Source organism: Klebsiella sp. X1-16S-Nf21, assembly GCF_002837615.1.
Classification (GTDB): domain Bacteria; phylum Pseudomonadota; class Gammaproteobacteria; order Enterobacterales; family Enterobacteriaceae; genus Klebsiella; species Klebsiella variicola.
In genome coordinates, this window is the sequence record NZ_PJDK01000003.1 from 98066 (window position 1) to 122104 (window position 24039).

The window sequence follows — 24039 nt, forward strand, 5'->3', positions numbered from 1 at the left end:
GCTCGTCGGCCCCTGTGGCCGGCGAGCTATTCTCCCCCCTCGCTTTTCTGCCCCTCTCTGTCTGCCAGCCACGCCGGAAACGCCTCTATCGGCATCGGCCGGGCATAATAAAATCCCTGCAGCACATCGACGCCGTGGCCCCGGAGATAGCTTTCCTGCTCCAGCGTCTCCACCCCTTCGGCCACGGTAACGATATTCAGACGGTCGGCGAGGGCTATAATAATATCCGTCACCGTGGCATTGACGCTGTCTATCCCGACGGAACTGGTAAACGAGCGGTCGATCTTCAGCACGTCCGGCCGCAGTTTTTCCAGCCACGAGAGCGAGCTGTTACCGGTGCCAAAATCATCTATCGCCAGCTGGACCCCTTTTAAATGCAAATGTTCGGCCATGTGCTGGTCGCCATCCTGCAGGACATCGCGTTCGGTGAGTTCAACCACCAGCTGTTGTACCGGATTGACGCTAAACCAGTAATTGTGCAGGTCATGCAGCAGCAAACCGTGGGCAAAGTGACGGGCAGCGACATTAATCGCGATATGAAAATGCGGCTCGCTGGGGAAGGCATCCAGGCGGCGGGCGGTTTCGGCGATCACATAGCGGGTGAGGGGAATAATCAGATTGTCCCCTTCGGCGATGGGAATAAATACCTCGGGCGAAATCTCGCCGCGGCGGGGGTTGTTCCAGCGCAGCAGGATCTCCACCCCGCAGCAGCGTCCGCTGCGCGCATCCTGCAGCGGCTGGCACCAGAGGGTAAATTCCCGGGCCGTGATGCCGAGACTTATCTCTCGCGAGAAACTCATTCTGCCGGCGGTGGCCAGCCAGGCGATGCCGGTCATCAACAGGCTGAAGATGAGGGCCAGCGGCAGCTCACCGGGCAGCTCCTCCAGCGCGATAGTCGCGGCGCCCGGACCGTTAATGTTGATGGTAAAGGGAAATTCTGTGGAGCGCTGGCGATAAATCACTGACGCCTGCGGGGCGTGCGCTTTGTCAATCAGGCCGAGGCCGCTGATAAAATAATGGTCGCCGACCTGCAGGCTGACGTCGCTGATCAGGGGCGATTTTTCTTTGAGAATTAAGGTCCCCAGCAGTTCGATATTGACAATTAACATCACGCCGTCGAAGCCGCTTTCCGAGGCTGGATACCACTGGATCAGCACCGGTGTGCCTTTGAGCAGTGAGTTGTCGGTAGAAAAGAGCAGTAAGGGGTGGTGAGCCGGAAGCGCGGGCTGCAGCTGGTGCAGATCCGCCTGCCGTTGCCCAAAGATACTGGAACAGTAGATCATCCCTGACGCCACCAGCGCGACGGAGCGGACCGTCTGCAGCGAGGCCGCCATTTTGCGCAGTGTGAGATGAATATCCATGCAGGGTTTGTCGACCAGGGAGAGTAGCGTCGCCCGCTCTGCGCTCAGCGGACGCAGGATGTTATCCAGCGCCGTGACCCGCTGGCTGGCGGCAGTGCGAATGTACTCTTCATTTACGCTACGCTGTGAAATAAATCGGATAGCTAAGGTGGTACCCAGGGTTAGCAGGGCTACCAGCAGGCAGACAATAATGCGTTTGCGACGATAGGCCGTAATGACTTTTTGTGCAGTCTGCATGTGCGACACCCTGTCGACAGGACGAGTGGTTAAGCGTGGCTTATTTAATAGAGCAATTGTAGTGGCAGAATATCGCCAGGTATAGAAAAAAGAAAATGCGCCGTTGAAGGCGCATCAGGGAGATTTCAGTCACCAGGGTTATCCCCCTGCGCGCTTTGCGGGCGCAGGGGGGGACGAACAGTTTAGTCACACTGAACTTTAATCGCCAGGCCGCCGCGGGAGGTTTCGCGGTACTTGGCGTTCATGTCTTTACCGGTTTCGTACATGGTCTCGATCACTTTGTCGAGCGAGACGCGCGGTTCGCTGGTACGGCGCATCGCCATTCGCGCGGCGTTGATTGCCTTGACGGAGGCGATGGCGTTACGTTCAATGCATGGCACCTGCACCTGGCCGGCGACCGGGTCGCAGGTCAGGCCGAGGTTGTGTTCCATGCCGATCTCCGCCGCCACGCAAACCTGTTCCGGGCTGGCGCCGAGCAGTTCAGCCAGGCCCGCCGCCGCCATCGAGCAGGCAACGCCTACTTCACCCTGACAGCCGACTTCCGCTCCGGAAATGGAGGCATTCATCTTGTACAGCGCGCCGATCGCCCCGCAGGCCATAAAGTAGCGGATATAAATTTCCGGGCTGACGGATTCGATAAAGTGGTCGTAATAGGCGAGTACCGCCGGAACGATGCCGCAGGCGCCGTTGGTCGGCGCGGTCACCACGCGACCGCCGGCGGCGTTCTCTTCATTGACCGCCAGTGCGAACATATTGACCCAGTCAACGACGTTCATCGGATCGCTGGAGAGCTTATCGCTGGCCACCAGCAGACGACGCAGCGCCGAGGCGCGACGCGGCACGCGCAGCGGACCAGGCAGCACGCCTTCGGTGTTCATCCCGCGGTCGATACAGGCGCGCATGGTCTGCCAGACGTTGGCGAAATAGTCCTCGATCTCTTTTTTGCTGTGCAGCGCCAGCTCGTTTTGCATCACCATCCCGGAGAGCGACAGGCCGGTCTCTTTACAATACGCCAGCATTTCCTGCGCCGATTTAAACGGGTAGGGCACCTGCAATTCGTTGGCGTTTTCTTTGCCGAAGTGCTCTTCATCGACGATAAAGCCGCCGCCAATCGAGTAATAGGTCTTGCAGTAGATCTCTTTCTCGCCGGCCCAGGCATGAATGGTCATGCCGTTTTCGTGCAGCGGCAGGTTGTCGCTGCGAAAACGCATGCCGTCATCCGCCGGGAAGTCGACCTCGTGCTGGCCGTTGGCCAGCAGCAGTCGGCCGCGCGCCTCGACGTCACGGATAAATGCCGGGATCGCGTCAATATCGACCGTATCGGGCTGATTGCCCGCCAGTCCCATGATAATGGCGATGTCCGTATGGTGGCCTTTGCCGGTTAATGACAGCGAGCCGTAGACGTCAACCGCCACACGGGTCACCGCATTAAGCAATCCTTTTTCGACCAGGTCATCGACGAACTGTTTACCGGCCTTCATCGGGCCAACAGTGTGGGAAGATGAGGGACCAATCCCCACCTTGAACATGTCGAATAGACTAATCACGATAATACTCCTGACAGGGTTACCGCGGGTGCGGTAACGATGTAATAACTGCGCATAGTGTAAGAGGGAAGCGCGCTGCCAGTTGAACTATTCACATGAATTAAACTAATGGATAACCGCGATTTTACTAATAGTGAGAGCGCCCTCTCATAATCAGTATAGCTAAGGTCGAGCGCCTATCTGCAACGCCAGCTCGCGAATGATCCCGGCGGTCATTCCCCAGACAAAATAATGCTGGTACCAGGAGAGCCAGACGCGGTGATCGTTGCCCCGACGGTGGATGTCGAGCGGATGGTAGCGCCCCAGACGCAGGGCTTCGGCGAGGGGCATCTCAAATACTGCGGAGACTTCGTCCTGGCTGGCATGATAGTGCAGATTGGGGGGGATAATACCCACCACCGGCGTCACCTGAAAACCGGTGACGCTGTCCACTGGCGGCAGAACGCCGATCACCTCGACGGCTTCCGGGGGGATCGCGACTTCTTCCTGGGCTTCGCGCAGGGCGGCGGCGATAAGCGTCGCATCGGTATTATCTACCGCGCCGCCGGGAAAGGCGACCTGACCGGCGTGCTTGCGCAGCAACGGCGAACGCTGGGTCAGCAGCAGGCCGGGCTGCGGCCGGCGCACGATCGGCACCAGCACCGCCGCCTGCCGCTGATTGAGCGCATGGCGCGAAGGCTGGGGGCGCAGCAGCTGGAAGCGGGACAGAAAATCATCCAGATTGAGGGCGTGGTCCGCCATGGTCTAGTTCTCCAGTTGGTGCAGGATACGATTAACTTTATCAAAAGTTTCCTGATATTCCGCATCTTCCTCGCTGTCCGCGACGATACCGCCTCCAGCGGAGCAATACAGTTGCCCCTGCCAGGCCGTCAGGGTGCGAATGGTGATGCTGGTATCCATATTGCCGCAATAGCTCAGGTAGCCAATGCTCCCGCACCAGGCGTTACGTCGCTGAGGTTCCAGTTCATCGATAATCTCCATCGCCCGGACCTTCGGGGCGCCAGTGATAGACCCCCCGGGGAAGGCGGCGCGCAGCAGATCGCTGGCGTGCAGCGTCGCCGGTAAGCGGGCGGTGATGGTGCTGACCAGATGATGGACCGCCGGGAACGGCTCCACCACGAACAGCTCGGGGACCCGCACGCTGCCCGGCACGGCGACGCGGCCGATGTCGTTGCGCATCAGGTCGACAATCATTAAATTCTCGGCGCGGTCTTTCGGGGAGTTCGCCAGCTTCTCAGCCTGCCGCGCATCTTCCTGCGGCGAATCGAGCCGCGGCAGAGTACCTTTTATCGGGCGCGTCTGGATCTCTCCCTGGCGCAACTGAATAAATCGCTCCGGCGACAGGCTTAAAATCGCCCCTTCCTCGAGGCGAATAAAGGCGCTAAAGGGGGCGCGGTTGGCAACGTTCAGCTGGCGGAAGGCCTGCCATTCATCACCGACGTAGCGGGCCTGCAAACGCTGGGCGAGGTTGACCTGATAGCAGTCGCCGCTGTGCAGATAGGCCTGCACCTGGCGAAATTTCTCGCCGTACTGCTGGCGGCTCATATTTGACTGCCAGGCAGAGGTCAGGGCGAAAGGTTTCATCGCCGGACGGGATTGCGCCTGCAGCCACTGCAGGCGCTGCTGCGGATCGTCATAGCTGAGCAGCGAAATTTGCTGGCGCTGATGGTCGACAATCAGCGCCCAGTCATAGATCCCCACCGCCATATCCGGCAGCGCGATATCGGCCTGGGCGTGCGAAGGGAGACGCTCAAAGCGACGGCCCAGATCGTACCCGAATAGTCCCAGCGCGCCGCCAAGAAACGGCAGATCGTCATGGGGCTGCGGCGTGAACGGCTGACGATCCAACTGCTGTTGAAGCAGTTGCAGCGGATCTTCCGCGGAGACAAAAGCGGTTTCGCCGTCATCGACCCACGTCTGTTCACCGCGCGTCAGCAGCGTGGCGCGCGGGGCAGCCACCAGAATATCAAAGCGGTTATGCGGATGGTCGGCAAAGCCGGAATGCAGCAGCATCGCCCAGGGCAGGGCGCTTAACGGCGCAAAATAGTGTTCGGCCGCATCCGGGCGCCAGGGCAGGGTAATAATCGCGGGGGACAACATCTTTCTCGATCCTGAACGTTGCCGTCCCTCTGGCGTAGGCGGGGACGGCGTGAAATAATTACGCCCCACAATGTAGCAGGAGTAAAAGATGTTTGCAGGTTTACCTTCGCTGAGCCACGAGCAACAGCAAAAAGCGGTCGAACGTATCCATGAGCTAATGGCCCAGGGGATGAGCAGCGGCCAGGCGATTGCCCTGGTGGCGGAAGAGCTGCGCGCAACGCATACCGGCGAGCAGATCGTCGCGCGCTTTGAAGATGAGGATGAAGATCAAGACGAAGATGAGGACGAAGACCAGTAAATCCGTTTCGTCTTGCTCGGGTGAGAAACCTTACCTCCTCTGCAGGATCACATCAGGGGCCCGTCCGGGTTCGTCATATAGCATCACCTGCGTCATGTGATGACTGCGCCAGAAGGTCACTCGGGTTCCCTTTGGCGTGGGATCCACATGAGCTTCGGTAAGCGGGTTACCGTTGGCCAGATCCCACAGACCGACAAAACGCGCCTGTGGAAGATGATTGCGGATAACCAGATAGCTAAGGTCGGTTATTGCCGGGTTATCAGGGGCCTGCCCTTGCCAAAGCTCGCCGTCGCCCGCCAGCCAAAGCGCGATAGTGCTGCCGTCCCGCACAAAGTGGCGCGGTTGACAGCCATTCAGCGACGTCATCGTTGCCTTCTTCATATGCCGCAGCGGTCCGCTGAGCGAAAAAGGCTGCGGTGTACCGTTCTGATCCAGTGCCTCGGCAGCCAGATGCAGCGTCCAGTCGAGCTGCTGGCGATGCGGGTTTTCCACCGTTGAGAGATCGATCAAAACCTCTTCAAGCCACAACAGGCGGCGGCGAAAGCGTACGTCACGCCAGGACTCCTGGTCCCATTCGACTCGACTATGACTGTCGAGCGCAGGCGGCGGTTTACCCCAGTCGGTCTCACAATCCAGCCAGAAAACGTCGTCAGCCATATGCCAGCCCAGCACCGTCGGGATGGCAGGGGGCTGATTGCTCTGGTTAACTGACAGCGTATTATGCGTGGCGCTGTTTTTATAATAGTCATAATGCATTTCCGCCCCGTAGCCGGTGGTGCCAGGATCCGGCAACAACCAGCCGTCGCGCTGCCATAGCATCAGGCTTTGTCTGTCGTAGTGGTCGTGTTCCCCTCCCCAGGGACTGTGTTTAATCAGCACCGCCAGCTGTTGCTTCGGACGTCGCCACAGGGTCAACCCCGCGCCCGGTGCAAAAAAGGATTGCTGGGGGATCGGCGTCAGCGGTGACTCAGGCAGCGGATGATGGCGCCACAGCAACGTCTCACCCTCGTCAGGCTCCGTTTCGGTGAATTGCAGCACGGCGGCATACAGCGGATCGCGCCAGATAAACCAGGCGAATTCGTACAGATCCCGGTGCTGCAGCTTTTCCTGCCCGGCAAGACAGTCATTCAGCCGCGGGAATGTGCCATCCGGCAGCAGCAGCGACAGCGGGAATTTCAGCATCGGCTGATACCAGGGGCCATCCAGCAGGCTCCAGCGGGTGCCGCGCGCCAGCTTCTCAAAGGCGAAAAAGCCCTGCAGCGCGTAGTAGTGGTAGTGAATCGAACCCTCAAACCATAGCCCCTCTGCCAGCAGGCCATTTTCCAGTTGCCAGCGCAAGCCGTACGGCTGAAAAACGGCAAACTCCAGTAGATCCTCATCTTCGAGGATGAAGCCAAGTACAGCCAGCGCCGCATTGATTTTGACTTCATGGTTATGGATCTGCGGCGTGCGATGCTGCCGCAAAAACGTGGCCGCACAGCGCAACAAGTTTTCCCTGATGTGCTGCTGTTCGCCAGGCGTCAGGCTGTCGCTAATAAAATCGTAACCCAGCGCCATGTCCAGAATGCAGTTGGCTTCGCACAGGGTCTGGGCATTCATTTTACCCGGCCCGTTGTTGGGAATATCACCGTGGACTTCATAGCCCGGATAAACATCCGCGTAGCCCATCAGTAAGGCGCGTACTTTATCGCGCCAGGCTCTCTCACCGGTCAGTTGCCATAGCAGGCCGAGCTGCTGGCATGCGCTGGCATTACGCCCGTTCATTTCGCGCCACCACGCGCTGTCCCACGGTTCGCCGCGCAAAATTTCATTATCGACCGGGCAGGCATGCTGGAGGGGCATGTCCGCTCGCCACGTTAATCGTACGCCGTGGTGCGGGCAAAAGTAGTAGAGATTCCAGCTGGCAATCCCGGTCTGCGGAATGCGTAATGCGGCATGTAGTACCGGCTGCGCATCCTTCACGAGCCGTTCGAGCAGCCCGCTATGGGCTGCGGCACGTTCGACAATATTGGGCCAGAGCCCAGTAAATTGTTTCATTAGCGGTTTTCCCTGACCTCTGAGGATGGTAAAAGCGGGGCGATAAGAGTGGTGATATCGTCGGGATATTTCGCCCGTAGCCACTGCGCTTTGTTACGGAACAGTGGATCTTCCGGCCAGGCGTGGGCGGCAGTGGCGATATTGCGCAGCGCTTTTTGGTCATCCATGTTATCGATGTCTTTCCATGGCCATGGGGTATCGCTGTTAATAAATCCGGCGATGTACTGATAGCCTTTGCGCAGACTATGGTCATCAAGGGTGAAGTTCCAGATATCGACGCCCGCTTTCTCGCCCAGTCGCCCGAGGCGGTTGTAGGCTTCAAGGTTGAAATTACTGTAGTGCCAGGGCCGCGTACGCTCCAGCTCGGCCATCTGACGGCCTTCGATATCAAATTGACCGGCAATGCGCCGTAGCTGGGTGAGATACAGGCGCTGTTTCGCCTCGTCGGTTTTGCCGCTAAACAGGGCGAAGGTGACGGCCTGCATGTCAAAATAGCTGCCGTGGTTGTTATGCCAGTTATCTTCTTCGAAACCATTCTGGCTGGTGGTCATCCAGTGATAGTACTCGCCAAACCACTGCTTCAACGCACTCACGTCCTTCTCGCTAAGCACCGCAGAGGATTGCAGTAGGGCGATAGCGTCCACCACCTCAACCAGCGCCCGGCTATCAATAATGCCGATACCGCGCCCGGTGTTAATGCCGGGAATGGCCTGGGCGTATTGCAGATTGGGGTTCATACGCGTCTGTGGGTCGAGAAACCAGGCCTTCAACTGGGCTGCCGCTTTTTGTGCGTAGCGAGCGTCGTGGGAGAAGTACCATGCCAGCGCCAGGGTTGATACATCCTGACTCATCTTCACCAGGCGGTTTTTATCGGTGGCATCGCTATTGGCGTCCGGGTTGGTTTGCCCATCTTTGCGGATATACGGCAGCCCGTCTTTGGTATCGGGATTCGGCCACCAGTAAGGGGGGAAACTATAGTAGTCGTGTTTGTTGCCGCTGGCAGCGACCAGCGTTTTGTCCATCACTGAGCGCAGCGGATGCGTGAGCGCCAGATCGGCTTTTTTTAGCAAGGCCGCCTGCGCCAGAACAAACAACGGATCTTTGGCGGCAATTTGCTGGCGGCTAAAGGCTAAATCCTTTTCGTCCAGCGTGTACGGCTCGGCGGCATGCAGAGAAGCGCTAAGGCTGGAACAAAATAGCGCAACGCATAACCAACCTCGGCGAGGTATTGCGTTCATGGTGATAACCCTTCTGCAAGTGTGAGAAAAGATAACAACGGATTTAAGCCTGTCGCGTATTTAAATAACGCGTAAAACAGGCGATTTAATTAAAAAGAATATATTTGAATATACAGTGGCGAGCAGTGTAAAAGACAAAGTTATTTTTTGTGTGACGTTCATCAAATTTATCGCTATCGATGGATAATGACCTTTTTAATGTTATGTTCATCACGGAATTCAGCGTTTTTCTATATTTTTTGATTGTTTCAACAAAAAATGTAAATTTATAATTAATTGATTTTAATGTTTATTTTTGTGGTGTAACTTTCATTGTCACTTTTCCATGTGATCTGATTCAACTTTTTTGTTTTTGAAACGCAATTTCTTTTTACTGTGGTTGTATTGATGGGTGTGTTTCTATCTAATGAATGGAAATATTTCTTGCGTCAGCTGTTTTAACGCCTGAGCGATATTCAAATTAATTCCTGCGTATTAATTGAGAATTTAATTACCTTTGTGTCCAACAATAAAGGATATGCAATCATGTCTGCGAATAAATTCCGCTCATTATTACTACTCACCGCGCTTGGACTCGGCGTGAGCCAAAGCTATGCCGCCACGACCCTCAACGTCTGGATCCGCGCCAGCAACGACTCGAAAAATATATACAAGCAAGAGGCGGAGAAATTTGAAGCAAAAACCGGTATCAAAATTGAGTACTTTAACGCCACTACTGACTTTGAACAGCGCCTGGCGCGCGCCACGGCGGGTAATTCTTTGCCCGATCTGATTTTTAACGACGCGGCTTCGCTGGGGCAGTTTATCCAGTTGGGTATTGCTGAGGAAATAGATCCGCAGTCGATCTCCGGCGGCGACCTGCTCTTCCCAACCGCATGGAAGAGTACCCGCTATATCGACGGTAAGTACTACGGTGTGCCGACCTCCGCCCAAACCTTCGCCCTGTTTATACGCAAAGACTGGCGGGAAAAGCTTGGGCTGCCACAGCCTAAAAGCTGGGAAGATATTCAGACCCTGGCGAAAGCCTTTACCACCCAGGATCCTGACGGCAACGGTAAAAACGATACCTACGGCTTTATCGTCCCCGCCTCCACGACGCGCGGCTACGCCAGCTGGTTTATGAGCAGCTTTATCTGGCAGGCGGGAGGGGATTTCGTCAAAGAAGAGGGCGGCAAATTCCGCGCATCGCTCAATACGCCAGAAGTGGTTCAGGCGATGACCTTTATACGCACCATGATGTGCGAAAAAGTCACCCAGCCGGGGGCGATCAATGCCACCACCGCCGACGTCATCCCGTCTTTCCGCTCCGGGCAAAGCGGCATGTTCTTTAGCGGCCCGTACCATATCGCGCTGTTTGATAAAGACCCGGGTAAAGACAATTTTGAAGTGGTTCCGGTAGCAGGGCCAAAAGGTGAGGCCACGCTCGCGGAGGGCACCACGGTCTTTATGATGAAGAGCAGCAAACAAAAAGACGCCGCGCGTAAATTTATCGAATTTATGATCTCGGCGGAAGGTCAGGAAATCGGCATGGGTAAAGGCAGCCAGCATATTCCGGTGGTGCGCCTGCCGGTGAATAAGAACGTCGACGTCAAAGCCGTCTATCAGGACGCCCGCTGGGAGACTTTCGCCAGGCTTTACAATCAACAGGGACGCTATGTGCCGCAAATTCCCAACTGGACGCCGGTGCGTCAGGTGGCCGCCGAGGGCTTTAACCGTATTTTTGCCGACTGCAACAGCCCGATCGCCGGCGAGCTGGAGAGTATAGACGGCAAGGTGAACGCTGAGCTGAAAAAACAAAATGTGCTGGCTAACTGAGGACAACCGTGATGACGCTGCATGAGACGAAGTCCTCGCCGATGAAGCAGGCCGCGTCGCCTGACTCGATCGGATGGCTGAGCGCAAAGCGTAAGCGGGCGCTGATCCCGTGGCTGTTTTTAGCGCCTGCGTTAATTATTTTTAGCTGGTTTAAGTTCATCCCGATGATTCAGGGTCTGGTGATGAGCTTTTACAAGGTCAACTTTAATCAGCCGAACGAGTGGGTAGGACTCGATAACTTTACCCGTGCTTTTCCCGACGTCGAGCTGCACGCGGCGGTGGTGAATACGCTGCTGTATGTGGTAGTCACGATGTTCGCTGCGGCTATCCTGGCGTTCTTCCTTGCGATGCTGCTGGAAGGCCCGGCGCGCCACCTGCGTTTTATTCGCACCGCCATCTTTTTACCCGCCGTCACCAGCGCGGCGATCGTCGCCGAAATGTGGCGTATTTTATTCAACCCGACGCCAAACGGCGTGATTAACCACATTCTCAGCTGGTTTGGCGTGGCCGACCAAGGCTTTCTTGCCAGTTCCGACCAGGCGCTGTGGGTCATCATGCTGTTGCACATCTGGAAAGCGGTGCCTTACAACATGGTGATCTTTATTGCCGGTCTGGCGGGGATCAGCCGCGATTTATACGATGCGGCGAACGTCGACGGCGCTAACTGGTGGAATCGTCTGCGCTACGTCACGCTGCCCGGCATGATCCCGGCGCTCTCGGTGGTGCTGATGCTCTCCTTTATCCGCGGTTTCCGCGTGTTTGCCGAGGTGTACGCCACCACCGGCGGCGGGCCATCTAACGCGACGGAAATGGTCATGACCCATATCTACAAACTGGGGTTTGAGCAGTTTGACTATGGCTACGCGTCGGCGGTGTCGTTTCTGCTGTTCGCCTTCACGGTTTTCTTAACCATCTGTCATCTGACGCTGAAAAAACGTATTGCACGTTACTAAGGAGCCGCGATGTTAAGTCAACGTTGGGATACCGCAGGGCGCTGGTGCATCTACGCGCTGCTGCTGATCGTTTTTGTCGGACCGTTCTGGGGCATCGTCGCCACGGCATTCAGCGGTGCGCCGGTGAAACCGGGTGAGCTGCTGGCCTGGCCGAATCAGTTCTCGTTTGAAAATTTCATCTTCGCCTGGCGGGATATCGGTGTCTGGCAGTATCTGTTGAACTCCATCCTGGTGGTGTTCTTCGGCACCGTTTTGCAGGTGTCGGTCAGCGCGCTGGCGGCGTATGCCCTGGCCCGTAAGAAGTTTCGCGGCGTGGCGCTGGTCAGTCTGATTATTTTGTCGACCATGATGCTGCCGGAAGAGGTGATTGCGATCCCGCTGTACATGATCATCAACTGGCGGCTGCCGCTGATCGATGCCTCACTCTACAACAGCTATCTCGGGATGATACTGCCGGTCGTTGGCTGGGCGTTTTCCATCTTTGTGCTCACGGAATTTATGTCGGCGATCCCGAAAGAGCTGGAAGAGGCGGCGCGCATTGATGGCGCCAACGAATGGCAGATTTTCTTTCACGTGATCCTGCCGCTGGTGAAACCGGCGCTTGGCACGGTAGTCACCTTCGGCTTCATTATGATTTGGGACCAGTACCTGCTGCCGCTGATTGTGGTCAATCACGACAGCCTGAACACCATTCCGGTGATCCTCGGCACGCTGCGTACCGACGAGAGCATCACGCCAAACATTTTTATCGCCATTACGCTGCTGGCGATGCTGCCCAGCATCATCGTCTATCTCGGTCTGCAAAAACATTTCAATCGCGGGATTATGTCCGGCGCGGTCAAAGGATAAGGAGTTACCCATGGGATCTGTTGTACTGAATAGCGTACGTAAATCGTATGGTGATGCGCACGTGATAAAGGATGTGTCGCTGACCATTCCGGACGGCGAGTTCTGCGTGCTTGTCGGGCCCAGCGGCTGCGGCAAGTCGACGCTGCTGCGCATGATTGCCGGCCTGGAGGAGATTTCCGGCGGGGAAGTACATATCAATGAACGCAATGTTACCGACGTCGAGCCGAAGCTGCGCGACATTGCCATGGTGTTCCAGAGCTACGCCCTCTATCCGCAGATGACGGTGCGGGAAAATATGGGCTTTGCGCTCAAGATGGCTAAGTTGCCGAAAGCGGAGATTAACCAGAAGGTAAATGAAGCCGCTGCGCTGCTGGGGCTGGATCCCCTGCTGGAGCGCTTACCAAAGGATCTCTCCGGCGGCCAGCGGCAGCGCGTGGCGATGGGACGTGCCATCGTGCGTAAACCGCAGGTGTTTTTGTTTGATGAACCGCTATCCAACCTCGACGCCAAGCTGCGTACCCAGGTGCGGGGTGAGATCCGCGAACTGCATCGCCGGCTGAAAACCACTTCGGTGTACGTCACCCACGATCAGATCGAAGCCATGACCATGGGGCAGATGATTGTGGTCCTGCGCGATGGGCGCATCGAGCAGGCGGGTACCCCACTGGAGCTGTACGACCAGCCGGCGAATCTGTTTGTTGCCGGGTTTATTGGTTCGCCGGAGATTAACCAGCTGCCCGGCGAGGTCGTATTGAACGGAGAGGCGACCAGTCTGCGGCTGAAAGATGGTTCGCTTCTGGCATTACCTGCGGGGTTAGCGGTCACCAATGGTCAACAGGTGGTGTATGCCATTCGCCCTGAGCAGGTCAACGTGGTGCATGAGGCCCGCGATGATGCGCTGGCGGCGAAGGTCACGGCGGTAGAGAACACCGGTTCGGATATGCAGTTGTTCTGCGATACCGGCGGCGGGGCGTTTACTTCGGTATTTAAACAGCGACTGGCGGTGAAAGAGGGCGACAGCATCTGGCTGCAGCCGAAGCTTTCTGGCGTGCATCTGTTCGATGCGCAAAGCGGTCAACGTATAGCCTGCCGGGAGGGCGTCTGACGTGGCGATGAAGTTGTACACCCTTGACGAAAGCTGTCTGGAAAACGCGCGTGCGGGATTAAAACAGCCGTTCTCGCCGCTGCAGCTGGCGCTGAGCAAGCTGGTTTCGCAGGCCGATATTCTGCGTCGTGAAGCGCCGGAAAGCGTTGTGCATAAAAAACTGCGGCCGGCGAGCGGCGACGCGCACGATTACTACAGCCTGGGTACCTACTGGTGGCCGAACCCACGGCGTCCCAACGGGCTACCGTATATTCGCCGCGACGGACATATCAATCCGCAGTGTGAAAATAATGATACCGACACCTCGCGCATTATCCGCATGTGCGAACGCTGCCTGACCCTGGGGCTGGCGTGGTACTTCACTGGTCAGCGCCACTATGCCCAGGCGGCGGCCGCGCAGATCCGCTGCTGGTTCCTGGATCCAGAGACGCGAATGAACCCGCATCTGAACTATGGTCAGGCAATTCCGGGGATTGTCTCCGGTCGCGGCACCGGGCTGATAGATACCCGATTAATGTGGATGGTGGTCGATACCATCGGCTTGATTAGCCCGGCGAACGTGCTGGATACCGACGATATTATCGGCCTGCACCAGTGGTTCCGGGATTTTAACCACTGGATGTACTACAGCGAAATCGGCCATTCAGAGTATGTCTGGCACAACAACCACGGCACCTGGTACGACGCCCAGCGGACGGTTAACGCGCTATTCTACGGCGATAAAGGACTGGCGGCGCGGATCATTGCGCAGGGGATCACCCAGCGAATGGCGGCGCAGATTGACCAGGATGGCAAGCAGACCATGGAGCTTGAGCGCACCATTCCTTTCCATTACTCGCTGTTTAATCTGGAGGCGCATCTGCTGCTGAATCGCTATGCCGAGCATGTCGAATTCGATCGCTGGAACACCATCCGCGACGGGCGAGGAGTGAAGCAGGGGATAGATTACCTGGTGCCGTTTATCCGTGAACCCGATCTCTGGCCGTACAGTGACCTGCAGGGCATTGTGTGGGATAGCGCGCTGCGGGTGCTGCTGCAGTCAGCCCGTGGTTATGCAAAACACTCCGCCAGCTATCGCGATGTGCTGAAATGCCTGCCGCAGGAGACGCTGCAGTTGAAGGAACAACTGATGTGGTGTCCGGGTTTGTAGGCCTGATAAGCGCAGCGCCATCAGGCATTAGGTGCACGTTGCCGGATGGCGGCGTGCCGCCTTATACGGCCTACAGATACCGTGTCTCGCCGACCTCGGGAGGCACGGTATAACGAGTTACACCGCGGCGATAATTTTGATCTCAACTTTATACTGCGGGTTCATCAGCGTCGCTTCCACCGTGCAGCGCACCGGGGCGTGACCGGCCACCACCCACGCGTCCCAGGCTTTATTCATCGCCGCAAAGTCGCTTTTATCGGCGAGGAAGATGGTGGCGTCAAGAATACGCGACTTGTCGCTGCCCTGTTTTTCCAGCACCGCGTCAATCTGCGCCAGGGTATTGGCGGTCTGCTCGAAGGCGTCGGCATCAAGATTTGCCGGCACGCCGGTGTAGTACAGGGTCTGGTTGTGGATCACCACGTCTGACCAACGGGCTTCGGCATCAATACGCGTAATTGTCATTTCTTTTTCCTCTTTGAGCATTCCATTCGGCTGCGGCAAGACTGCCATAATGTTCCGCTCGCGTCACTACCTGGACTGGCGAAACGCCGTCCTCCCTGACATAATCACTGTCCAAATAACCAGGGGGCAATGTGATCGACGATTTTGCAGCAGACGGCCAGTTAGCCAAAGCCATACCGGGATTTAAGCCGCGCGAGCCGCAGCGCCAGATGGCGAAAGCGGTGAGCGAAGCGATTGAGGCCTCCCGACCGCTGGTGGTGGAAGCGGGGACCGGAACCGGTAAAACCTACGCTTACCTGGCGCCTGCGCTGCGGGCGAAAAAAAAGGTGATTATCTCCACCGGCTCGAAAGCGCTGCAGGATCAGCTCTATAGCCGCGATCTGCCCACCGTCGCCAAGGCGCTCAAATTCACCGGTAAACTGGCGCTGCTTAAAGGGCGCTCCAACTACCTGTGCCTTGAACGTCTTGAGCAGCAGGCGCTGGCGGGCGGCGATCTGCCGGTACAAACCCTCAGTGATGTGATCCTCCTGCGCTCCTGGTCGAATCAAACCCAGGATGGCGATATCAGCACCTGCGCCAGCGTGGCGGAAGACTCCCAGGCCTGGCCGCTGGTCACCAGCACCAACGATAACTGTCTCGGTAGCGACTGCCCACTGTATAAAGATTGCTTCGTGGTGAAGGCGCGTAAAAAAGCGATGGACGCCGACGTGGTGGTGGTCAACCATCACCTGTTCCTGGCCGATATGGTGGTCAAAGAGAGCGGCTTTGCCGAGCTGATCCCCGAGGCGGAAGTGATGATCTTCGATGAAGCCCATCAGTTGCCGGATATCGCCAGTCAGTACTTTGGTCAGTCGCTCTCCAGCCGCCAGCTGCTGGATCTGGCGAAAGACATCACCATCGCCTACCGCACCGAACTGAAAGACACCCAGCAGTTGCAAAAATGCGCCGACCGCCTGGCGCAAAGCGCTCAGGATTTTCGCCTGCAGCTGGGGGATCCCGGCTATCGCGGCAATCTGCGCGAACTGCTGGCGGATAGCCACATTCAGCGCGCGCTGCTGCTGCTCGATGACGCGCTCGAGCTATGCTATGACGTCGCCAAACTTTCGCTGGGCCGCTCGGCGCTGCTCGATGCCGCCTTTGAGCGCGCCACCCTCTATCGCGGGCGCTTAAAGCGGCTGAAAGAGATTAACCAGCCGGGCTACAGCTACTGGTATGAGTGCACCTCGCGCCACTTTACTCTCGCCCTGACGCCGTTGACCGTGGCCGAGAAGTTTAAAGAGGTGATGGCGCAGAAGTCGGGAAGCTGGATCTTTACCTCGGCGACGCTGTCAGTCAACGACGATCTGCATCACTTCACTGCCCGGCTGGGGATCGATGAGGCGCAGTCCCTGTTGCTGCCGAGCCCCTTTGATTATCAACATCAGGCGCTGCTCTGCGTGCCGCGCAATCTGCCGCTGCCGAACCAGCCTGGCGCGGCGCGCCACCTGGCGGCGATGCTCAAGCCGCTGATCGAGGCCAACGACGGTCGCTGCTTTATGCTGTGTACCTCGCACGCCATGATGCGCGATCTGGCGGAGCAGTTCCGCGCCACCATGACGCTACCGGTGTTGCTGCAGGGGGAAACCAGCAAAGGCCAACTGCTGCAGCAATTCGTCAGCGCCGGCAACGCCCTGCTGGTGGCCACCAGCAGCTTCTGGGAAGGGGTCGACGTGCGCGGTGATGCGCTGTCGCTGGTGATTATCGATAAGCTGCCGTTTACTTCGCCAGACGACCCGCTGCTGAAAGCGCGCATGGAAGATTGTCGGCTGCGCGGCGGCGATCCGTTCGATGAAGTACAGCTCCCGGAAGCCGTCATCACCCTCAAACAGGGGGTGGGGCGTCTGATCCGCGATATCGACGATCGCGGGGTGCTGGTGATCTGCGACAACCGGCTGGTGATGCGCCCCTACGGCGCGGTGTTCCTGGCCAGCCTGCCGCCCGCGCCGCGGACCCGCGATATCCGCCGGGCGGTGCGCTTCCTCGCCGTGCCGCCGGCAAGGTAATCCGCACTAAAATGTGTTAAGCTGCGCGCCATTTTGTTAATTAGCGGTTCCCAATAGACTTCGGGCGGCATGGCGGCGGGTTGGCCGTTTGCCGGAAAACAGGCTGCCTGAAGGCCTGAACTATGTAACGAGAGCGTGACCACCCATGCGAATTTTGGCTATCGATACCGCCACAGAGGCCTGCTCCGCGGCGCTGTGGAATGATGGCACCCTTAGTGCTCATTTCGAAATTTGTCCCCGCGAACATACCCAACGTATCCTGCCGCTGGTGCAGGAGGTCCTCACCGAGAGCGGCGCCACGCTGACCGAGCTGGACGCGCTGGCCTTTGGCCGCGGTCCGGGTAGCTTTACCGGCGTGCGCATCGGCATCGGTATCGCTCAGGGGCTGGCGCTGGGCGCTGAGCTGCCAATGATCGGCGTTTCCACGCTGGCCACCATGGCGCAGGGCGCCTGGCGCAAAACCGGCGCCACCCGCGTGCTGGCGGCCATTGACGCACGAATGGGCGAAGTCTACTGGGCCGAGTACCAGCGTGACGAGCAGGGCGTCTGGCATGGCGAAGAGACGGAAGCGGTGCTCAAACCGGAAGCGGTAGCCGAACGGCTGGCACAGCTTTCCGGCGAATGGGCCACCGTCGGCACCGGCTGGCAGGCGTGGCCGGATCTGGCGAAAGCGAGCGGACTGACCTTAAGCAGCGGCGAAATTGAACTGCCGGCGGCGGAGGATATGCTGCCGTTAGCCTGTTACCTGCTGGCGGCGGGGAAAACCGTGGCCGTGGAGAAAGCGGAGCCGGTTTATTTGCGAAACGAGGTGGCGTGGAAGAAACTTCCAGGCCGCGAGTGAATCTCAGTAACAAGAAGACTGAGAAAAGGAGTCGCATCATGGCGGGTCAAAAACAGGGCGTTCGCTGGCTGTTAGCCGCGGCGGTTGCCGTTGCGCTAAGCGGCTGCGTGTCAGTGCCGGATGCCATCAAAGGCACCAGCCCTACGCCGCAGCAGGATTTAGTGCGGGTGATGAACGCCCCGCAGCTGTACGTTGGCCAGGAAGCACGCTTTGGCGGCAAAGTGGTCAATGTGCAGAACCAGCAGGGTAAAACCCGCTTAGAAATCGCCACCGTACCGCTGGACAGCGGCGCACGGCCTGTGCTGGGCGAACCGTCTCGTGGGCGGATCTATGCCGACGTTAACGGCTTCCTCGATCCGGTCGACTACCGCGGCCAGCTGGTCACCGTGGTCGGGCCGATTGCCGGCGTGGTCGACGGCAAAGTGGGCAGCACGCCGTATAAATTTATGCTGATGAACGCCATCGGTTACAAACGCTGGAACGTGGTGCAGCAGGTGGTGATGCCCCCGCAGCCCATCGATCCGTGGATGCTGGGTCCGCGCCCCTGGGGTTACGGCTATGGCGGCTGGGGCTGGTACAACCCCGGCCCTGCTGAGGTGAGAAACGTCGTAACCGAATGATTTTGTTGTTTATGTTAGTTCAAAGAAACAGCGGCCGGTCCGCTGTTTCTTTGTTTTCAGTCGAATAAGAAAAAAAATAGTGACGCGCTTCGCAACCTGCTCATTGCCTAATTAATAAACTGGTACGCTGAGTTAATATAATGTTAACAAAATGTATTTACCAGGGGCTGTGATGACGACGAATAACTATTTCAGAGGTGATGCAGTGAAAAAGGTTTGGCTAAACCGTTATCCCGCAGATGTTCCTGCGGAGATAAACCCTGACCGCTATCAATCCCTGGTTGAACTGTTTGAGCATGCCACCACCCGCTACGCTGACCAACCGGCGTTTATCAATATGGGTGAAGTGATGACCTACCGTAAGCTGGAAGAGCGTAGTCGCGCCTTTGCCGCTTACCTTCAGGAGGGGTTAGGATTACAGAAGGGCGATCGCGTGGCCCTGATGATGCCTAACCTGCTGCAGTATCCGGTGGCTCTGTTTGGCATCCTGCGCGCCGGGATGATCGTGGTTAACGTCAACCCCTTGTACACCCCGCGTGAACTGGAGCATCAGCTCAACGACAGCGGCGCGGCGGCGATCGTCATCGTCTCCAACTTTGCCCATACCCTGGAAAAAGTGGTGGCGAAAACTCAGGTTAAGCACGTGATCCTGACGCGCATGGGCGATCAGCTCTCCACCGCCAAAGGCACGCTGGTGAACTTCGTGGTCAAGTACATCAAGCGCCTGGTGCCGAAGTACCACCTGCCGGATGCCATCTCGTTTCGCAGCGCGCTGCAGCATGGCTACCGCATGCAGTACGTGAAGCCGGAGATCGTTGCGGAAGATCTGGCGTTTCTGCAGTACACCGGGGGCACCACCGGCGTGGCCAAAGGGGCGATGCTGACCCACCGCAACATGCTGGCGAACCTCGAGCAGGTCAATGCCACCTACGGCCCGCTGCTGCATCGCGGCAAAGAGTTCGTGGTGACCGCGCTGCCGCTGTATCACATTTTCGCCCTGACCATGAACTGCCTGCTGTTTATCGAACTGGGCGGGCAAAATTTGCTGATCACCAACCCACGCGACATTCCCGGGCTGGTGAAGGAGCTGGCGAAATATCCTTTCACCGCCATGACCGGGGTCAATACCCTGTTCAACGCCTTGCTGAACAACAAAGAGTTTCAGCAGCTTGATTTCTCCTCGCTGCACCTCTCCGCCGGCGGTGGGATGCCGGTGCAGCAGGCGGTGGCCGAGCGCTGGGTAAAACTGACCGGACAATATCTGCTGGAGGGCTACGGCCTGACCGAGTGTTCGCCGCTGGTCAGCGTCAACCCGCACGACATCGACTACCACAGCGGCAGCATTGGCCTGCCGGTGCCTTCCACTGAAGCCAAACTGGTGGACGACGACGATAACGAAGTGGCGCCGGGTCAGCCGGGCGAGCTCTGTATCAAGGGGCCGCAGGTGATGCTGGGCTACTGGCAGCGTCCTGACGCGACGGATGAGATTATCAAAGACGGCTGGTTGCACACCGGGGACATCGCGGTGATGGATGAAGAGGGATTCCTGCGCATCGTTGACCGGAAAAAAGATATGATCCTGGTGTCGGGGTTTAACGTCTATCCGAATGAAATCGAAGATGTGGTTATGCAGCACAGCGGCGTCCTCGAAGTGGCGGCCATCGGCGTGCCGTCCGGCAGCAGCGGTGAAGCGGTGAAGATTTTCGTGGTCAAGAAAGATGCCGCATTAACCGAAGAGGCGCTGATTACGTTCTGCCGCCGCCATCTCACCGGCTACAAAGTGCCGAAGCTGGTGGAATTCCGTGACGAACTGCCGAAATCCAACGTCGGGAAAATTTTGCGGCGAGAACTGCGTGACGAAGCGCGCGCTAAAGTGGACAATAAAGGCTAAGTAACGAATGAGTCGCCTGACGCCGGCTACGCCGGCGTTTTTTATGGGCGCAAGTTAAGAGAGTATGCTTTGAACTATCAGATGATCACCACCGATGATGGCCTGCGCGCTGTCTGCGAAGCGGCAAGCGCGGCCTCCGCCGTCGCTCTGGATACGGAATTTGTCCGTACCCGTACCTACTATCCGCAGCTGGGCCTGCTGCAGCTGTTCGACGGCACCCAAGTCTCTCTGATCGATCCCTTGACGATTAGCGACTGGGCGCCGATGCGCGAGCTGCTGCTCAACCAGGATGTGACTAAATACCTGCATGCCGGCAGCGAAGATTTAGAAGTCTTCCTCAACGCGTTCAGCCTGATGCCGCAGCCGCTGATTGACACCCAGATCCTGGCGGCGTTCTGCGGCCGCCCGATGTCCTGGGGCTTTGCCTCTATGGTGGAAGAATATTCCGGAGTGGCGCTGGATAAAAGTGAATCCCGCACCGACTGGCTGGCGCGCCCGCTGACCGAGCGTCAGTGTGAATACGCCGCAGCTGACGTCTGGTACCTGTTGCCGATCGCCAGCCAATTAATGGCGGAGACCGACCGCGCAGGCTGGCTGTCGGCGGCGCTGGACGAATGTCGTCTGATGCAGCAGCGCCGTCAGGAAGTGGTCGACCCGGCCGAGGCCTGGCGCGACATCGGCAACGCCTGGCAGCTGCGTACCCGCCAGCTGGGCTGCCTGCAGCTGCTGGCAGAGTGGCGTCTGCGCAAAGCGCGTGAGCGCGACCTGGCGGTGAACTTTGTGGTGCGGGAAGAGCATCTGTGGAGCGTGGCGCGCTATATGCCCACCAGCCTCGGCGAGCTCGACAGCCTCGGGTTGTCCGGCAGTGAAATTCGCTTCCACGGCAAGACGTTGATTAGCCTGGTCGAGAAAGCCCAGGCGCTGCCGGAGTCGGCCCTGCCGGCGCCGCTGCAGAACCTCATTGACATGCCGGGTTACCGTAAAGCCTTTAAAGATATTAAAGCGCTGGTGCAGGAAGTGAGCGCCGATAAGGGCGTGAGCGCGGAACTGCTGGCCTCGCGTCGGCAGATCAACCAGTTGCTGAACTGGCACTGGCAGTTGAAAACGCAAGCCGGTGAGCCTGAGCTGATTTCCGGCTGGCGTGGCGAACTGATGGCCGGGCGGCTGAAGTCGCTGTTAAACGACTATCCGCGCTAGCGGGCGGTCTGGTTCAGGCCATTAAAAAACCGGCAGCGCAGGGCGTAGCCGGTTTTTTTTCGGGATGGAACAGCAGGTCAGGGTTTCGACTCTTCCGTTTCGGGTAGGGTCACGTTCAGCTCAAGAATCGAAATATCACCATCCCGCTGCTCCAGCTGCACGCTGACCATCTCCGGGTCGATCTGCACGTATTTACAGATCACTTCCAGAATATCTTTGCGCAACTGCGGCAGGTAGTGCGGCTCCGCGTCGCCGCGGCGACGCTCGGCGACGATGATTTGCAGGCGTTCTTTCGCAATATTAGCCGTGTTCTTTTTTCGCGAGAGAAAAAAGTCGAGTAAAGCCATAATTTATCCTCCGAACAGGCGTTTGAGGAATCCTTTCTTCTCTTCTTCAATGAAGCGGAAAGGGCGTTCTTCTCCGAGCAGACGTTCAACGGTATCGGCATAGGCTTTGCCTGCGTCCGACGCGGCATCCAGAATCACGGGCTCACCCTGGTTGGATGCGCGCAGGACTGACTGGTCTTCCGGGATCACGCCCACCAGGTTGATGCGCAGAATTTCCAGCACGTCTTCCATGCTCAGCATATCGCCTTTATTGACGCGGCCTGGATTGTAGCGGGTCAGCAGTAAATGCTCTTTGATCGGCTCTTCGCCATTTTCCGCACGACGGGATTTCGAAGCGAGAATGCCAAGGATACGGTCGGAGTCGCGAACGGAGGAGACTTCCGGGTTGGTGGTGATGATGGCTTCATCAGCAAAATAGAGCGCCATCAGCGCACCGGTTTCGATACCTGCCGGTGAATCACAGACGATGAAATCGAAGTCCATTTTCTTCAGTTCTTCGAGAACTTTGTCGACGCCTTCGCGGGTCAGGGCGTCTTTATCCCGGGTCTGAGAGGCCGGGAGAATGTAGAGATTTTCCGTGCGCTTATCTTTGATCAGCGCCTGGTTCAACGTGGCATCGCCCTGGATGACGTTGACAAAATCATAAACGACGCGACGTTCGCAGCCCATAATCAGATCGAGGTTACGCAGGCCGATGTCGAAGTCGATAACGACGGTTTTCTTTCCCTTCTGGGCCAAACCTGTAGCGATGGCCGCGCTGGAGGTGGTCTTGCCAACGCCCCCTTTACCCGAAGTCACAACAATAATGCGTGCCATAGAAATTCCTTGTTAAAAAGGGATTAATTCAACGGTTGAACTGTCAAAGCGCTTTCACCTAAACGCAGGCGTGCCGCTTTGCCATAAAATTCGGCCGGGATGTTATCGCTCAGCCAATATTCCCCGGCGATGGAGACCAGCTCCGCCGCAAGGTGGGTACAAAATATCTGGGCGTCTCTGTCGCCACCGGCGCCTGCCAGCGCGCGTCCTCGCATCATGCCATATACATGGATATTGCCGTCAGCGATAAGTTCCGCACCGGCACTCACATGATTTGTAACAATAAGATCACAGTGTGGCGCATAAATGCGCTGACCGGAACGTACCGGCTGATCAATCAAACGCGTTTTTGTGATCTGGTTAGCAACTGGCGGCGGCGGAGGGGTGGGTTCGGACGGTGCCGGACGAGGGGCTTTCTCTTTCCCTTCGGTTAATAACGGGATCCCGGCGCGATCGATTTCGGTTTTCAGGCGCGGGATTTTGCATCCGCTGACGCCCATAATGCGTAAACCGGTCGCGGCGATGGCCTCGTTAATGGCGCGCCATTCGACCTCCTCCTCCACGCTGGCGATATTCACCACCACCGGCGCATGGCGTAAAAAGGCGGGAGCCTGGGCGATTTTGTCTTCTAACGCCTGACGAATAACCTCGGGATTTGCATCGTGCAAATGAACGACAGATAACGTGAAGCTACTGCCTTTAAGTTCGATTGGCGTATTTGACATCCTGGCCTTACTCAATTTGCTGTTTATCAACCGCAGAAGTGCGGTGATATTCCGAAGACTAAAAGGCATGTTATAGTCACTCATATATTGAGGCAAGTGACCACGGGTCTAATTCCGAGTAAAACTATGTTTTGTGTGATCTATCGAAGTACTAAACGTGAACAAACCTATTTATACGTCGAAAAAAAAGACGATTTCTCACGCGTTCCTGACGAGCTAATGCGCGGCTTCGGCACGCCGCAAATGGCGATGCTGCTGCCGCTGGATGGGCGCAAAAAGCTGGTTAACGCCGACCTGGAAAAAGTGAAACAGGCGTTGAGCGAGCAGGGCTATTACCTGCAACTTCCCCCGCCATCTGAAAATCTACTAAAGAAACACCTGGCGGAACAGGGGAAACAATCCGATTAA

Annotated in this window: 22 protein-coding genes; 12 read left to right on the forward strand and 10 right to left on the reverse strand. The window is 57.4% G+C overall.

The genetic code is table 11. The features are described from left to right. Window positions 1–26: 26 nt before the first annotated feature. The 4 genes from CW267_RS02820 to pabB all read right to left on the reverse strand — a co-directional run bounded on the left by CW267_RS02820 (window position 27) and on the right by pabB (window position 5245). Window positions 27–1598, reverse strand: a complete 1572-nt coding sequence (locus CW267_RS02820; RefSeq protein WP_012967761.1) for an EAL domain-containing protein — start codon at window positions 1596–1598, stop codon at window positions 27–29. A 182-nt stretch (window positions 1599–1780) separates the two neighbouring features. Then, window positions 1781–3145 (reverse strand): L-serine ammonia-lyase, encoded by a 1365-nt coding sequence (gene sdaA, locus CW267_RS02825; RefSeq protein ID WP_004151445.1) that lies wholly within the window; start codon window positions 3143–3145, stop codon window positions 1781–1783. A gap of 162 nt (window positions 3146–3307) precedes the next feature. Then, the gene (locus CW267_RS02830) at window positions 3308–3886 is read right to left on the reverse strand and encodes a CoA pyrophosphatase (protein WP_008804292.1); all 579 of its coding nucleotides are present in this window, start codon (window positions 3884–3886) and stop codon (window positions 3308–3310) included. Window positions 3887–3889: 3 nt separating this feature from the next. Beyond that, window positions 3890–5245, reverse strand: a complete 1356-nt coding sequence (gene pabB, locus CW267_RS02835; RefSeq protein WP_049009285.1) for an aminodeoxychorismate synthase component 1 — start codon at window positions 5243–5245, stop codon at window positions 3890–3892. Window positions 5246–5333: 88 nt separating this feature from the next. Here pabB and CW267_RS02840 point away from each other — a divergent pair, with 88 nt between their 5' ends. Continuing rightward, the gene (locus CW267_RS02840; RefSeq protein WP_012967763.1) at window positions 5334–5543 is read left to right on the forward strand and encodes a YoaH family protein; all 210 of its coding nucleotides are present in this window, start codon (window positions 5334–5336) and stop codon (window positions 5541–5543) included. Window positions 5544–5573: 30 nt separating this feature from the next. Here the strand turns inward: CW267_RS02840 and CW267_RS02845 are convergent, their stop codons facing one another. Both CW267_RS02845 and CW267_RS02850 read right to left on the reverse strand, forming a co-directional pair. Further along, entirely contained in the window at window positions 5574–7580 is a 2007-nt protein-coding gene (locus CW267_RS02845; protein WP_032741220.1) for a heparinase II/III family protein, read from the reverse strand. Continuing rightward, on the reverse strand, window positions 7580–8818 hold the full coding sequence (locus tag CW267_RS02850; RefSeq protein ID WP_100780968.1) for an alginate lyase family protein: 1239 nt from the start codon (window positions 8816–8818) through the stop codon (window positions 7580–7582). The genes CW267_RS02845 and CW267_RS02850 overlap by 1 nt, the downstream gene beginning before the upstream one ends. A 525-nt stretch (window positions 8819–9343) precedes the next feature. Between CW267_RS02850 and CW267_RS02855 the strand changes: the two genes are divergently transcribed. The 5 genes from CW267_RS02855 to CW267_RS02875 are packed head-to-tail and all read left to right on the forward strand — an operon-like array spanning window position 9344 to window position 14690. Further along, entirely contained in the window at window positions 9344–10633 is a 1290-nt protein-coding gene (locus CW267_RS02855; protein ID WP_100780967.1) for an ABC transporter substrate-binding protein, read from the forward strand. Between the two features lie 41 nt (window positions 10634–10674). After that, a complete protein-coding gene (locus CW267_RS02860; protein ID WP_413773652.1) occupies window positions 10675–11586 on the forward strand; it encodes a carbohydrate ABC transporter permease in 912 nt (303 codons plus the stop codon). Between the two features lie 9 nt (window positions 11587–11595). Beyond that, on the forward strand, window positions 11596–12435 hold the full coding sequence (locus tag CW267_RS02865) for a carbohydrate ABC transporter permease (RefSeq protein ID WP_032741217.1): 840 nt from the start codon (window positions 11596–11598) through the stop codon (window positions 12433–12435). Window positions 12436–12445: 10 nt separating this feature from the next. Then, a complete protein-coding gene (locus CW267_RS02870; protein WP_012967769.1) occupies window positions 12446–13540 on the forward strand; it encodes an ABC transporter ATP-binding protein in 1095 nt (364 codons plus the stop codon). A 7-nt stretch (window positions 13541–13547) separates the two neighbouring features. Continuing rightward, complete coding sequence (locus CW267_RS02875; protein WP_048964642.1) at window positions 13548–14690, forward strand: alginate lyase family protein; 1143 nt, start codon at window positions 13548–13550, stop codon at window positions 14688–14690. 117 nt (window positions 14691–14807) lie between these two features. On the opposite strand, the gene CW267_RS02880 is transcribed toward CW267_RS02875, so the two are convergent. After that, complete coding sequence (locus tag CW267_RS02880) at window positions 14808–15152, reverse strand: RidA family protein (protein ID WP_002910910.1); 345 nt, start codon at window positions 15150–15152, stop codon at window positions 14808–14810. 131 nt (window positions 15153–15283) lie between these two features. On the opposite strand from CW267_RS02880, the gene CW267_RS02885 reads away from it, so the two are divergent. From CW267_RS02885 to rnd, 5 genes are all read left to right on the forward strand, one after another. Then, window positions 15284–17194: an ATP-dependent DNA helicase gene (locus CW267_RS02885; RefSeq protein ID WP_008804295.1), complete on the forward strand. Its 1911-nt coding sequence runs from the start codon at window positions 15284–15286 to the stop codon at window positions 17192–17194. A gap of 145 nt (window positions 17195–17339) precedes the next feature. Next, window positions 17340–18035 (forward strand): tRNA (adenosine(37)-N6)-threonylcarbamoyltransferase complex dimerization subunit type 1 TsaB, encoded by a 696-nt coding sequence (gene tsaB / locus CW267_RS02890; RefSeq protein WP_008804296.1) that lies wholly within the window; start codon window positions 17340–17342, stop codon window positions 18033–18035. 38 nt (window positions 18036–18073) lie between these two features. Then, complete coding sequence (locus CW267_RS02895; protein ID WP_008804297.1) at window positions 18074–18655, forward strand: Slp family lipoprotein; 582 nt, start codon at window positions 18074–18076, stop codon at window positions 18653–18655. Between the two features lie 205 nt (window positions 18656–18860). Beyond that, window positions 18861–20546, forward strand: a complete 1686-nt coding sequence (fadD, locus tag CW267_RS02900; protein WP_025999236.1) for a long-chain-fatty-acid--CoA ligase FadD — start codon at window positions 18861–18863, stop codon at window positions 20544–20546. A gap of 81 nt (window positions 20547–20627) precedes the next feature. Then, on the forward strand, window positions 20628–21743 hold the full coding sequence (gene rnd / locus CW267_RS02905) for a ribonuclease D (RefSeq protein ID WP_023297868.1): 1116 nt from the start codon (window positions 20628–20630) through the stop codon (window positions 21741–21743). Window positions 21744–21820: 77 nt separating this feature from the next. On the opposite strand, the gene minE is transcribed toward rnd, so the two are convergent. Genes minE through minC form a run of 3 tightly spaced genes read right to left on the reverse strand, consistent with a single transcriptional unit; the run spans window position 21821 to window position 23631 of the window. Next, window positions 21821–22090 (reverse strand): cell division topological specificity factor MinE, encoded by a 270-nt coding sequence (gene minE, locus CW267_RS02910; protein WP_004103270.1) that lies wholly within the window; start codon window positions 22088–22090, stop codon window positions 21821–21823. Window positions 22091–22093: 3 nt separating this feature from the next. Continuing rightward, complete coding sequence (minD, locus tag CW267_RS02915; protein ID WP_008804300.1) at window positions 22094–22906, reverse strand: septum site-determining protein MinD; 813 nt, start codon at window positions 22904–22906, stop codon at window positions 22094–22096. 23 nt (window positions 22907–22929) lie between these two features. Beyond that, window positions 22930–23631 (reverse strand): septum site-determining protein MinC, encoded by a 702-nt coding sequence (gene minC, locus CW267_RS02920; RefSeq protein ID WP_008804301.1) that lies wholly within the window; start codon window positions 23629–23631, stop codon window positions 22930–22932. 126 nt (window positions 23632–23757) lie between these two features. On the opposite strand from minC, the gene CW267_RS02925 reads away from it, so the two are divergent. Then, window positions 23758–24039, forward strand: a complete 282-nt coding sequence (locus CW267_RS02925; RefSeq protein WP_004203320.1) for a YcgL domain-containing protein — start codon at window positions 23758–23760, stop codon at window positions 24037–24039.